Genomic DNA, 13,703 nt, shown 5'->3' on the forward strand with positions numbered 1-13,703 from the left:
TGAACGCGGAAGACGGCCGTCGCCGTCGGCAGCGGCCGACCACCCGTGTGCCGCCCGGTCCGCCGGCTGGTCACCGACCCCTGCCCCGGGTCCCCGGTCGGGGGGCTTCCCGCGCCCGGGCGTGACCCGGGACCGTCCCGGGCCGTTCACCTGAGTGGCGGAACGCCCGGCCGGGGCGCGCCGCCCTGCCTGCCGTACTTCTCCGAAGCCCGCACCCGGCGCCGAACACGCCGGAGGCCCACCGAGCGCAGAGGAAGCCGTCCCATGCACCAGCCGACTCCGCCCTCCGCCACCGGTGCCCCCACCGTGAGCGACGCGTCCTTCCCCGGCGGGGCGCCGCCGTCGGCCGACGCGGGCCTGGCCCCATGGCTCGCCCCGTCCTCATCCCGGACCGCGCCCCACGACTCCGGGCCGCGGCGGTCGCCCCCGTCGACGGCCGAGGGCAGACGCGCCGGGGAGCTGCCCACGACCCACGACACCCTGATCTGCGTCGCCCTTCCCGGGCTGGCGATCTCCACCGCGCGTGGACAGCTCGACGGCAGGGGACTGGAGGGCTTCTACCGTGCCGGCCGGCGGCTGCTCTCGCGCTGCCAGGTGCGGGTGGGCGGACGGGAACCGGTGACCGTCCAGGCCCGGATGACCGCGGCCGACCGCGTCCGCTTCGTGGGCACCCTGCGCGTCTTCCCCTCCTCCGGCCCCGATCCCGAGGTGGTCGTCGAGCGGACCCGCGACGCGGACGGCACCGAACGGATCACGCTGCGCAGCGCGGCTCCGCGGCCGCTGCGCCTGCCGCTCGAGGTGGCCCTCGGCACGGACCTCGCGGAGCTGAGCGCGATCGCCGCCGGCCGCTCGGGCGGCGAACTGCCCGCCGCCGTCCGCACCTGCGGGCTCCGCTGGTCCTGTGCCACCGCGAGCGCTTCGGTCACGGCGGAGCCGCCGCCCGCGGACGTGCTGGCCTGCGCCGGGCTGCTGCGCTGGGAGCTGACCCTGCCCCCGGGAGGCTCGGCGAGCGTGGAGCTGCGGGTGCGCCAGGACGGTGCGGGCCCGGTCCGGGCAGTGGGCCGCGCGGCGGCGAGCCCTTTCGCCGCCGCGTCCGCCACCAGCGACACCGTACCGGTCACGGCGTTGCTGCGGGCCGGCGTCGAGGACCTGCACGCCCTGCTGCTGCCCGATCCGGCACACCCGGGCGACCTGCACCTCGCGGCCGGAGCACCCTGGCGCTGCGGACTGGCCCCGGCCGAGGCGCTCACCGCGGCCCGGTCGGCGCTGCCCCTCGGCACCCGGCTCGCCGCCGGCACGCTGCGCACCCTCGCCCGGACCCAGCTCACGGGCCCGGGGCCCGAGTCCGGCATGATCCCCGGGCCCCGGCGTGACGCGGGCACCCACCTTCCGCCCGGCTGCACCGGCACCGACGCCACCCTGCTCTTCCCCACGGTGCTCGCGGAGGCTCGCCGCTGGGGCCTGCCGGAGCCCGAGACGGAGAGGCTGCTGCCGGCTGCGGAGCGCTGCCTGGCCTGGCTGCGGACGGCCGTCGGCGACGGCACCTTCCTGCCCGATCCGCTGCCCGACGGCCCCCTCCGGTGCGAGACACAGGCCCATGCCCACCGCGCGGCGCTGCTGGGCGCCGACCTGCTCGACGCATTCGGGCGGCGGGGCGGCACCGAGCTGCGGCAGTGGGCGGAGCGGATGCGCAGGGTCTTCCGGCACGACTTCTGGGTCGAGGATCCCGCGGGCGGTGGGCCGGCCGCCGCCCGCACGCGGGCCGGGCGGCTCGTGCCGCACCTGGGCGCCACCGCCGTCCACCTCCTCGACACGGGCCTGCTCGGCGGTGGCGAACACGCACCCGGCCTGCTCGACAAGGCGCAGACCGAGCAGCTCTCCCGGCTGCTCGGCGACCCCGCCATGGACACGGGCTGGGGCCTGCGCGGGCTGAGTACCAAGGAGCCGGGCTACAACCCGTTCGGCCACCGCACCGGTGCCGTGCGCGTCCAGGAGACGGCCGTCGCCGTCGCCGGACTGGCCGCGGCCGGTTACGAGAAGGAGGCGGGTTCCCTGCTGCGGGGCGTACTGGCCGCCGCGGAGGCCTTCGGTCACCGGCTGCCCGAGATGTACGCGGGGGAGCAGCGCACCCGCATCAGCGCCCCCGTTTCCCACCCCGCCGCCTGTCGTCCCTCGGCCACGGCCGCGGCCGCGGTGATCTCGCTGCTGACCACGCTCGCGGGCATCCGCCCCGATGCCCCGGCCCGGACGGTCACGCTGCGTCCCGTGCGCACGGCACCGTGCGGGGAGATCCGCCTGACCGGGTTGCGGGTGGCCGGCGCCCCCTTCTCCGTGCGGGTCGCCCGGCACGGGGCCGCCCTGGTGGAGGAGGTGGCCGACGGGCTGCGAGTGAACACCTGACCTGGGACCACACGGGAGCGCGATGGCGTGCCGCAGGCTCGGACCGTCGGCGCCACCGGTGCGGACCGGCCGTCGATGCGACGCACGAAGGGCGTGTTTATCGTCAGGCAGACGACTATGATCGCGGCATGCCCTACGACCCGTCAGCCTTTCCGTCCTTCGCCGTGACCGTGGACCTGGTCGTGCTGACCGTCCGTCGCCATGCCCTGTGCGCGCTGGCGGTCCGCAGGGGCGAGCAGCCCTTCCAGGGGCGCTGGGCGCTCCCCGGCGGCTTCGTTCGGGGGGACGAGGACCTCGCGCAGGCCGCGGCGCGCGAGCTGGCCGAGGAGACCGGGCTGCGCGTGCACGACCCCTCCGTCCCCGCTCAGGACCACGGCGCCCACCTCGAACAGCTCGCGACCTACGGCGACCCCAAGCGAGACCCCCGGATGCGCGTGGTCAGCGTCGCCCACCTCGCCCTGGCACCCGACCTGCCCGCGCCCCGCGCGGGCGGCGACGCCAGCAACGCACGCTGGGCGCCCGTCGAGGAGCTGCTGGCGCGGGACGGATACGGCCGCGACGGCGAACCGGTGGCGCCGCTCGCCTTCGACCACGCGCAGATCCTGGCGGACGGAGTGGAGCGCGCCCGCTCCAAGATCGAGTACTCGTCGCTGGCGACCGCCTTCTGCCCGCCCGAATTCACCGTCGGCGAGCTGCGCCGCGTCTACGAGGCGGTGTGGGGCGTGGCCCTGGACCCGCGCAACTTCCACCGCAAGGTGACGGGTACCCCCGGCTTCCTGGTGCCGACCGGCGGGACGACCACCCGCCAGGGAGGCAGGCCCGCCCAGCTCTTCCGGGCCGGCGGCGCCACGTACCTGAACCCCCCGATGCTGCGCCCCGAGGTCTGACTGCGGCAGGCGGCGATCCGGCTCGCGATCGCGGCTCGCCGGGCCGTTCCTCCTTGCGAACGGCGAACACGGGGCCGAGCGATGGCGTCGGCGCTCGTCAAAGGTGCGCCGCGATACCGGGAAAAAGGGGCATAACGCGCTATCTTGCTGCGGGTGATCCAGGCCTTCGGACTGACCAGCGACCACCGCAAGGACCTTCCGCCCGCAGTCGACGACGTCTCGTTCGAAGCGCACGCGGGTCGTGTCACCGCGCTCCTCGGGCAGTCGGGCGCGGGCAAGACGACGACGCTCAGACTCATGCTCGAACTCCAACAGGGTCGTGGCATCACGCACTTCAAGGGCCGTCCCCTGCACCACATCCCTCACCCGTCGCACGAGGTCGGTGTCCTCCTGGGGGAGGTACCGGGGCATCCGTCCCGCACGGTCCGCGGCCACCTGCGCATGCTGTGCGCCGCGGCGGGCGTCCCGGCCCGACGTGCCGACGAAGTCCTCGAGGTGGTCGGCCTCGTCAGCCTGCGCGACGAGCGCCTGGGTAGCCTCTCCCGCGGCACCGACCGCCGCCTCGGACTGGCCTGCGCGCTGCTGGCCGACCCGCACACGCTCGTCCTCGACGAACCGGCCGACGGAATCTCCGCGCGGGAAAACCGCTGGCTCCACGGCATGCTGCGGGCCCACGCCGCCCAGGGCGGCACGGTCCTCTACACGACGGCGGATCCCAAGGAGGCCGCGCGCACGGCCGACCGTGTCGTCACGCTCGAGCGGGGCAGGATCGTCGCCGACCAGGACGCCGCGGACTTCGGCCGCCACCGGCTGCGTCCCCGGGTGGCCGTCCGCAGCCCCCACGCCACCCGCCTCGCGGCCCTGCTCACCAAGGAGGCCCGCACCGAGCGGCGATCGGTGGAGGTCGTCAGAGAGGACGACAACCGGCTGTACGTCTACGGCAGTACGTGTGCCGACATCGGCGAGACCGCGTTCCGGCACGGCATTCTCGTGCACCAACTCGCCGACGAGGTCGGTGACATGGGACCCGGCGCGGGACCGGCTCCCGCGAGTGCGCCGCAGACCGCCGAACGGCCCGGGGCGCCGTCGGTGCCGTCGGCGGCCCCCGGCAAGGAGCAGGCGTCCGGGCAGCCCGTCCGTGCGGGAGTGGGGGAGTCCGCCGCCGGAGACCGCCGTCCCGCCGACGCCCGCTCGCCCGGCGACGAGAGGCGGGGCGGAACGCAACGGCCGGAGACCGCACCGACGTCCACGGCCTTCCGCCCGGTAGGCGCCCCGGAGACATCCGCCGTCCACCCGCGGGACGGTCGCCTCTCCGCACGCGCGGACAGCGCCGGTGGCGCCGGGCGGTCCGGCAGGGAGCCCGTGCCGCCCCCCGCGGACCGCGCCCTGGGCGCGGGGCGTGCGGAAGACGTCTCCGTCGAGGCACGGGCGGAAGACGCCGACACCACGGCCCGCGACGGGGAGAAGCCCGAGAGGGCGTGCGGGGTCGGCACCCGCCCCACGGCCCACGAGGGCGACGCCCAGCCCACGGCTGACGGGACCGGTGCCCGTGCCGCCGCTCACCGGACCGGTGCCCAGCCCAGGGTTCACGGGGATGACGCGCTCGCCGCGGCTCACGGTGACAGAGGCGCCACGGCTTCCGCGGCCGTGCGCAGGGAGACGGTTGCCGCCGCGGTGCGCGCCGCGGACGTGGATGCCGCCGTCACCGTCCGTCCGGGCAGCGGCTGGGGCGCCGACCGCGCCGGCGGCACGCCCGCCACGCGGGAACCGGCGCCTGCCTCCCTTCACGCGCTCGCCTCCCCGGCCCTCCCCGCGCACGCCCCCGGCGGGGACGCGCGGGCGCACGGGCAAGCCGCGGGCACGGCGGCACCCGGGCACCCGTCCTCCGGCAACGGCTCCGGCGGTTCGGACAGGACGGGAGAGCCCGACCGCCCCCACGTCCCGCCCGCGCCCGCCCGCACCGACCTGAAGCCCCCGCCCGCCCGAGCCGACGTCCCGGTGGCCCCGGCCCGTACCGACCTCCCGGCCGGGTCCGCCCGCGCCGAGGTTCAGGCCGGGTCTTCCCGCGCCGACCTCCCGGCCGGGGCCGCCCGGACCGGCCTTCAGGCCGCACCCACCCGTACCGGCCCCCAAGCCGCCCACGCCCATACCGACCTCCCGTCCACGCCCGCCGGCCGGGAGGCGCCCGCCAGGTCCGCGCACGCGGATGCCCTGGCCGAATCCGCTCGTACAGATCTCCGATCGACCCGAACGGATGACCGGCAGCGGCGGATGCGCACCGACACCCCGGCCTCGGCACCGGCCGGATCGCTCGGCGGGGGCGTCCAGACCGCTTCCCAGCGCGCACCCCAGCACGCGACGGCCCATGAGGCACCGGCTCAGGGGGGTGCGCCGGCCCGGCCGGTCCGCCACCGGCACCTTCCCGGCACGGCCCCCTCCGGCACCGCGCAGACGTCCATCCCCACGCCGCGCCCCGCCGAGGCGGCCGCGTGGGGCGGCTCCTCCCTGCCGCCACCCATCCGCGTCCGTCCCGGCGCCGGCCCTCTCCGCCCCCTGCGCTACGAGCTGCGCCGCGCCGCCGGTGTCGGCACGGGCTTCGTCACCGGGGCCGCCGTTCTCGCCCTCTCGGCGCTGACGGCGCTGCTCCTGGGCCGGATCGGGCACACCCCGCAGGCACGGCTGCTGGCCGGCTGGCCACAGCTGCTGCCGCTCCCGCCGGCGGCCCTCGGCGCGGGCCTGCTCGGCGCGCTCTCCTTCGGTGACGAGTTCCGCCACCCCGCGCTGGCGGCGGACCGTGGCACCGTGCCCCGGCGGCTGGGGCTGCTCGCCGCGAAACTCCTCGTCGCCACCGCCACCGCGCTCGCCCTGGCCTTCCTCACGATCGGCTGCGACGCCGAGGTGCTCTACGTCGTCTACGGGGCGGAGCTCACCAGGGTGCCCGGCGACTGGCTCTGGCTGGGTGCGAGTTGGACGGGACTCGTGGTCGGCTGCGCCTGGGCCGGCGTCCTGGCCGCGGGTCTGTTCCGCTCCACCGCGGCCGGCGTCGCGGCCGTGCTCGCTGTGCCCGTCCTCGTCTTACCGCTTCTGCAGTGGGCGCTGGACGGGGCAGCGGTGACACGGCTCGCGTCCGGCCTACCTGTCAGGTTGCGGCACGTGCTCCTGTTGCAGTGGCCCTTCGGCGGAGACCGCTATCTCACCGCGGCGGCCCGCTTGATCGCTCAACCCGTGGGCGCCGCGCTGACATTGTCCCTGGCCACGCTTGCCTGTGGCTATCTGTTCACGGTCCTGCGCAGCCGGGCGCGGTGATCGCTGTGTGTGCTCTTTCGGTCACTCCATGCAGGCAAATTCCCATGGAAGCGCCACTTCTTTTCGATAAGGCGTCAATTGCGACGAAGTGGGCGATCACCCTTTCGTGTGCTTTTCACCAAAGACCTCAAGGGAGTTGGAAGCAGCGCCGACAAAGGACTCGTGAGTACCCTTGCGCACACCATGATGACCGCCGCCCGCTCCTCAGACTCAGGTATCGCCGGCCCGGGCGGAGTCGACCGCTATCCCTACACCGATACCCCCGTCCCCGATCGCGCCGCACCGCCCGCCTGGGAGGGCAGTGCCGAACCGGAGCTGGGCCGGGTGGGCCGGCGCGCCGCGGGCAGCCGCGGCCGCGGACTGCACGGCCAACTCGTCCAGCAGCTGGGACAGATGATCGTGTCGGGGGACCTGGGCGCCGATCGCCCGCTGGTGCCCGAGGAGATCGGGCAGCGTTTCGAGGTGTCCCGCACCGTCGTCCGCGAGTCGCTTCGCGTTCTGGAGGCCAAGGGCCTGGTCAGCGCCCGCCCGAACGTCGGCACGCGCGTGCGGCCGGTCAGTGACTGGAACCTCCTCGATCCGGACATCATCGAGTGGCGGGCCTTCGGGCCGCAGCGTGACGACCAGCGCCGCGAGCTGAGCGAGCTGCGCTGGACGATCGAGCCGCTGGCCGCCCGTCTAGCCGCCGGGCACGGGCGCGAGGACGTCCAGCAGCGCCTGGCCGACATGGTGGAGATCATGGGGCACGCCCTGGGGCAGGGCGACGCGCTGACCTTCTCGCGCGCGGACGCCGAGTTCCACACGCTGCTGATCCAGGTCGCGGGCAACCGCATGCTGGAACACCTGTCCGGAATCGTCTCGGCCGCCCTCCAGGTCTCCGGCGGTCCGGTCACCGGCTGCGACCGGCCGAACGAGACCGCCCTCGCGCAGCACGCCCGGATCGTCGACGCGCTCGCGGCGGGCGACGGATCGGCGGCCGAGTCCGCCATGCGGCAGCTGCTCACGGTCCACCCCGAGGTGGAGCGCGTGGTCCCCGCGCCGCGCGAGCACTGAGCACGCGCGAACGCGCACACGAACGCCTGTCCGCGTGGACGGCGGCCCCGGCCTGTGCCGTCGCGCCGCCGCCCGGCCGGTGAACGTCTCCGCGGGACCCCGCCGGATCCTTCGGGAACCCGGCGGGGTCCGCGTGCGATCACGGCTCCGGCGGGTCCGCCGACGGGCTGCCGCAACCGGCAGAGCGAGCACACTTGACCCTGTCTGACCGTTTTTGATGCTTACGGGGTGTGACTCGGGCCACGCAGAGTGGGCGTAACGCTTGTGGAGACAGCGCGATGACCTAAGAGGTGACAGCCGCGGAGGAATACGGACGCCGTTCACGGCGCTGTGCCTCTTCCCGGCCCCGCCCGCGCCGTCGGCCCATCCCAAGGCCGGTGGTCGGCTCCTGTCCACTGTGGACAGGGCCGGAAGCCGTTTTCCAACGTTCCGAGAGGTTGTTCGTGTCGGCCAGCACATCCCGTACGCTCCCGCCGGAGATCGCCGAGTCCGTCTCTGTCATGGCGCTCATTGAGCGGGGAAAGGCTGAGGGGCAGATCGCCGGCGACGATGTGCGTCGGGCCTTCGAAGCTGACCAGATTCCGGCCACTCAGTGGAAGAACGTACTGCGCAGCCTCAACCAGATCCTCGAGGAAGAGGGTGTGACGCTGATGGTCAGTGCCGCGGAACCAAACAAGCGGACCCGTAAGAGCGTCGCAGCGAAGAGTCCGGCCAAGCGCACCGCCACCAAGTCGGTCCCGGCGAAGACGGTGACCACCAGGAAGGCCACCGCCGGCGCCACGCCTGCGGCGCCCGCCGACACGTCCGCCGAGGACGACGCGCCGAAGAAGGCGGCGGCCAAGAAGACGACCGCCGCCAAGAAGGCCGCGGCGAAGAAGACGACCGCGCCCAAGAAGACGGCGGCCAAGAAGACCACCGCCGCCAAGAAGGACGACGTCGAGGTGCTCGAGGACGAGGTGCTCGAGGAGGCCAAGGCGGGGCCGGAGGAGCCCGAGGGCACCGAGAGCGCCGGCTTCGTGCTCTCCGACGAGGACGAGGACGACGCGCCCGCGCAGCAGGTCGCCGCGGCCGGTGCCACCGCGGACCCGGTCAAGGACTACCTGAAGCAGATCGGCAAGGTCCCCCTGCTCAACGCCGAGCAGGAGGTCGAGCTCGCCAAGCGCATCGAGGCGGGCCTCTTCGCCGAGGACAAGCTGGCGAACTCGGACAAGCTCGCCCCCAAGCTCAAGCGTGAGCTGGAGATCATCGCCGAGGACGGCCGCCGCGCCAAGAACCACCTCCTGGAGGCCAACCTCCGTCTGGTGGTCTCGCTGGCCAAGCGGTACACCGGCCGCGGCATGCTCTTCCTGGACCTCATCCAGGAGGGCAACCTCGGTCTGATCCGCGCGGTGGAGAAGTTCGACTACACCAAGGGCTACAAGTTCTCCACGTACGCCACCTGGTGGATCCGGCAGGCGATCACCCGCGCGATGGCCGACCAGGCCCGCACCATCCGTATCCCGGTGCACATGGTCGAGGTCATCAACAAGCTCGCGCGCGTACAGCGCCAGATGCTCCAGGACCTGGGCCGCGAGCCCACCCCGGAGGAGCTGGCCAAGGAGCTCGACATGACCCCGGAGAAGGTCATCGAGGTCCAGAAGTACGGCCGCGAGCCCATCTCCCTGCACACCCCGCTGGGCGAGGACGGCGACAGCGAGTTCGGTGACCTCATCGAGGACTCCGAGGCCGTCGTCCCCGCCGACGCGGTCAGCTTCACCCTGCTGCAGGAGCAGCTGCACTCGGTGCTCGACACCCTGTCCGAGCGCGAGGCGGGCGTCGTCTCCATGCGGTTCGGTCTCACCGACGGCCAGCCCAAGACCCTCGACGAGATCGGCAAGGTCTACGGCGTCACGCGCGAGCGCATCCGCCAGATCGAGTCCAAGACCATGTCGAAGCTGCGCCACCCGTCGCGTTCGCAGGTGCTGCGCGACTACCTCGACTAGGTCGCAGCCGTAACGCACGCAAGGGCCCGGTCCCCCCAGTAGCCCAGTGGGGACCGGGCCCTCGTGCTGCGGGTCGCGCGGCTCTGCATGACTCTGGGTGTCACCCATGACACCGGGAGTAAGGAGCATGCATGCGACACCGCATTGCCCGGGTTCTGGCCCGGCCGCTGGTGCTGGCGGCCGCGGGGGCCGCGATACCGATGGTGACGGCTTCCTCCGCCGGCGCCGACAGCGTCGTCATAGGCGGGTTCCCCGTCGACGTCTCGCAGAGCCCGTGGACGGTGGCTCTCGCCAGCCGTGACCGCTTCGGAGGTACCCGGGCCGGGCAGTTCTGTGGAGGCGTGGCCGTCGGCCGCACCACTGTCCTGACGGCCGCCCACTGTCTGGGCAGGGAGGTCCTGGGCGCGCCACCCACACCCGACTTCAGGATCATCTCCGGCCGCACGGATCTGCTCTCGCAGCAGGGCAAGGAGATCCCCGTGCGCCGTGTGTGGGTCAACCCGCGCTACGACGGCGCCCGCAACTCCGGGGACTTCGCCGTGATCACCCTCGCCCGGCCCGTGCCCGCGAGCGCGGTGATCGCGATGGCGGGGCCGGGCGACACGGCGTACGCACCGGGCACGAGCGCCCTGGTCTACGGCTGGGGGGACACCACCGGTGGCTCCGCCTACGCGCACACCCTGCGCGCCGCCCCCGTCCACGTCCTGTCCGACGCCGAGTGCCGGCGGGCGTACCCGGGCGGCGCCGGCGAGAGCGCCTACGTGCCGGCGACCATGCTCTGTGCGGGGGAGAAGGAGGGCGGCCACGATGCCTGCCAGGGGGACAGTGGCGGGCCGCTGGTCGCGCGGGGGAAGCTGATCGGCCTGGTCTCGTGGGGGATCGGCTGCGGGCGCGCGGGGAGCCCGGGGGTCTACACGCGCGTGTCCGAGGTGGCCCGCGCGCTGAGTCCGGCCGCCCGCGCGAGCGGGCCGGGGCGCGTGCCCGCCGGGACCTGACCGCTGCGGCCCGTCGCGGAACGGGTCACGCCGGGCATGACGACGGGCGGCCGCTCCTGCTTTTCAGGGGCGGCCGCCCGTGTGCCGGCCTGCGCCGGCGCTGCTCGTCGTGCGAGGGTGTCAGCGCTCGTCGTCGGACGCGGTCGTCGTGTTGACGGAGGTCAGGCGCTCGGTTTCGTCCTGTATCTCAGCGGCGATCTTCTTGAGTTCCGGCTCGAACTTGCGACCATGGTGGGCGCAAAAGAGCAGTTCTCCGCCGCTCAGCAGGACGACGCGCAGGTATGCCTGGGCGCCGCAGCGGTCGCATCGATCAGCGGCCGTCAGCGGGCTCGCGGGGGTCAGAACAGTAGTCACGTCGCCTCTTCTCTAGCTCGACGAGCTGTCGTACCAGGGTCAACATCCAACCAGCCCCAAACGTTCCCGATCGCGGCTTTTCCTCGAAAAAAGTTTTCCGGGGTGGCTGTCTGCTGCCGCTGTGGCGGCGAATGTGCCGTATTGCGTGTCTGTGTGTCTTACGGTTTCGCGCTGTCGGTCATGGTCGGTCCCCCCGGCCGGGTTGCCGGTTGTGCATGAGGACGTGCCCGGAGCCTAAATGGTTCATGCCTGGAAGGGAACGTGATTCCCGCTTCACTCCATCGAAGGATCGAACGTCCTTACGACTGTCTACTACTCTGGTTCCCTGCCGAGGGTTGCGTTGCAACGGCTCTACCAGGCCTCGGTACCCTCTGAGCGGCAAACCAAGCCGCGGCCTTACCCCACAGGGCCCCATCTGAAATTCAGCGAGGAGCGAACCGCGTGACCGCCGAGACGTCCGTGCCGTCCACAGCGCTGCTGGCAGGAGCAGACCGGGACGGTTCCAACTACACCGCGCGGCACCTGCTCGTCCTCGAGGGGCTCGAGGCCGTACGCAAGCGCCCGGGCATGTACATCGGATCCACCGACAGCCGCGGTCTGATGCACTGCCTGTGGGAGATCATCGACAACTCCGTCGACGAGGCCCTCGGCGGCTACTGCGACCACATCGAGGTGATCCTGCACGACGACGGCTCCGTCGAGGTGCGGGACAACGGCCGCGGCATCCCGGTCGACGTCGAGCCCAAGACCGGCCTGTCCGGCGTCGAGGTCGTCATGACCAAGCTGCACGCGGGCGGCAAGTTCGGCGGCGGCTCCTACGCGGCCTCCGGAGGCCTGCACGGCGTAGGCGCCTCCGTGGTCAACGCCCTCTCCGCCCGCCTGGACGTCGAGGTCGACCGCGACGGCCACACCCACGCCATCAGCTTCCGGCGCGGCGTGCCCGGCGCGTTCGGCGGGAGGGGACCCGACGCCGCCTTCGAGGCCAAGGGCGGCCTGCGCAAGGCGAGGAAGATCCCCAAGAGCCGCACCGGCACGCGCGTCCGCTACTGGGCCGACCGCCAGATCTTCCTCAAGGACGCCAAGCTCTCCCTGGAGACACTGCACCAGCGCGCCCGCCAGACCGCGTTCCTGGTGCCCGGCCTGACCATTGTCGTCCGTGACGAGGTCGGGCTCGGCGACGGCGGCAGCAAGGGCGAGGAATCCTTCCGCTTCGACGGCGGCATCAGCGAGTTCTGCGAGTTCCTGGCGAGCGACAGGCCGGTGTGCGACATCCTCCGCCTCACCGGGCAGGGCACCTTCAAGGAGACGGTCCCCGTCCTCGACGAGCACGGGCAGATGACGCCCACCGAGGTCACCCGGGAACTGGGTGTGGACGTCGCGCTGCGGTGGGGCACCGGCTACGAGACCACGCTGCGGTCCTTCGTCAACATCATCGCCACCCCCAAGGGCGGCACCCACGTCGCCGGCTTCGAGCAGGCCGTCGCCCGGACGATGAACGAGGTGCTGCGCGCCAAGAAGCTGCTGCGCGTCGCCGAGGACGACATCGTCAAGGACGACGCCCTGGAAGGCCTCACCGCCGTCGTCACCGTGCGCCTCGCCGAGCCGCAGTTCGAGGGCCAGACCAAGGAGGTCCTCGGCACCTCGGCGGCCCGGCGCATCGTGACCAACGTGGTCTCCAAGGAGCTGAAGGCGTTCCTGACCTCCACCAAGCGCGACGCCGCCCAGCAGGCCCGCGTGGTGCTGGAGAAGGCCGTCGCCGCCGCCCGCACGCGCATCGCCGCCCGCCAGCACAAGGACGCCCAGCGCCGGAAGACGGCCCTGGAGTCCTCCTCGCTGCCCGCCAAGCTGGCGGACTGCCGCAGTGACGACGTCGACCGCAGCGAGCTGTTCATCGTGGAGGGCGACTCCGCGCTCGGTACGGCCAAGCTCGCCCGGAACTCGGAGTTCCAGGCACTGCTGCCGATCCGCGGCAAGATCCTCAACGTCCAGAAGTCGTCCGTGACGGACATGCTGAAGAACGCCGAGTGCGGCGCGATCATCCAGGTCATAGGAGCCGGGTCCGGCCGGACCTTCGACCTGGACGCGGCCCGCTACGGCAAGATCATCATGATGACCGACGCCGACGTCGACGGCTCCCACATCCGCACGCTGCTACTCACGCTGTTCCACCGCTACATGCGGCCCATGGTCGAGGCGGGCCGGGTCTTCGCCGCCGTGCCGCCGCTGCACCGCGTGGAGCTGGTCCAGCCGAAGAAGGGCCAGGACAAGTACGTCTACACGTACTCGGACCGCGAGCTGCGCGACAAGCTGCTGGAGCTCCAGAGCAAGAACATCCGGTACAAGGACTCGATCCAGCGCTACAAGGGCCTCGGCGAGATGGACGCCGACCAGCTGGCCGAGACGACCATGGACCCGCGCCACCGCACCCTGCGCCGGATCAACCTCTCCGACCTGGAGGCCGCGGAACAGGTCTTCGACCTGCTCATGGGCAACGACGTCGCACCCCGCAAGGAGTTCATCTCGAGCTCGGCGGCGACGCTGGACCGCTCGCGCATCGACGCGTAGCCGCCGCGGGGCTCCGGTGCGCCGGGTCCGCCCGCCCCGGCCTCGGGAGGCGCCGCGCGCGTGCGCGGCCGGGCGGGACCGGCACCGGGCCGGGCGGCGCGCCGCCCGGCCCGGTGCCGGTCCCGTTGTCATGCGCCGCTGGCTGCCGGTTGCCGGTGCGG

8 protein-coding genes are annotated in these 13,703 nt (G+C 73.1%); 7 read left to right on the forward strand and 1 reads right to left on the reverse strand.

The window, feature by feature from the left end:
* Positions 1 to 264 precede the first annotated feature (264 nt).
* From ACWDNY_RS06335 to ACWDNY_RS06360, 6 genes are all read left to right on the forward strand, one after another.
* Positions 265 to 2,400 (forward strand): glycogen debranching N-terminal domain-containing protein, encoded by a 2,136-nt coding sequence (locus ACWDNY_RS06335; protein WP_451644560.1) that lies wholly within the window; start codon positions 265 to 267, stop codon positions 2,398 to 2,400.
* Between the two features lie 128 nt (positions 2,401 to 2,528).
* A complete protein-coding gene (locus tag ACWDNY_RS06340; protein WP_451644561.1) occupies positions 2,529 to 3,287 on the forward strand; it encodes an NUDIX hydrolase in 759 nt (252 codons plus the stop codon).
* Between the two features lie 153 nt (positions 3,288 to 3,440).
* A complete protein-coding gene (locus ACWDNY_RS06345; protein ID WP_451644562.1) occupies positions 3,441 to 6,593 on the forward strand; it encodes an ATP-binding cassette domain-containing protein in 3,153 nt (1,050 codons plus the stop codon).
* Between the two features lie 162 nt (positions 6,594 to 6,755).
* Entirely contained in the window at positions 6,756 to 7,646 is an 891-nt protein-coding gene (locus ACWDNY_RS06350) for a FadR/GntR family transcriptional regulator (RefSeq protein WP_451644563.1), read from the forward strand.
* 443 nt (positions 7,647 to 8,089) lie between these two features.
* Positions 8,090 to 9,628: an RNA polymerase sigma factor gene (locus ACWDNY_RS06355; RefSeq protein WP_451644564.1), complete on the forward strand. Its 1,539-nt coding sequence runs from the start codon at positions 8,090 to 8,092 to the stop codon at positions 9,626 to 9,628.
* A gap of 131 nt (positions 9,629 to 9,759) precedes the next feature.
* Positions 9,760 to 10,623 carry a serine protease gene (locus tag ACWDNY_RS06360; RefSeq protein ID WP_451644565.1) on the forward strand — a complete coding sequence of 288 codons (864 nt, stop codon included), beginning with the start codon at positions 9,760 to 9,762 and terminating at the stop codon, positions 10,621 to 10,623.
* Positions 10,624 to 10,743: 120 nt separating this feature from the next.
* Here ACWDNY_RS06360 and ACWDNY_RS06365 read toward each other — a convergent pair whose 3' ends face one another.
* A complete protein-coding gene (locus tag ACWDNY_RS06365) occupies positions 10,744 to 10,977 on the reverse strand; it encodes a DUF7455 domain-containing protein (protein WP_451644566.1) in 234 nt (77 codons plus the stop codon).
* Between the two features lie 441 nt (positions 10,978 to 11,418).
* Here ACWDNY_RS06365 and ACWDNY_RS06370 point away from each other — a divergent pair, with 441 nt between their 5' ends.
* Positions 11,419 to 13,542: a DNA gyrase/topoisomerase IV subunit B gene (locus ACWDNY_RS06370; RefSeq protein WP_451644567.1), complete on the forward strand. Its 2,124-nt coding sequence runs from the start codon at positions 11,419 to 11,421 to the stop codon at positions 13,540 to 13,542.
* Positions 13,543 to 13,703 lie beyond the last annotated feature (161 nt).

The sequence above is a fragment of the Streptomyces sp. NPDC003697 genome, assembly GCF_053587115.1.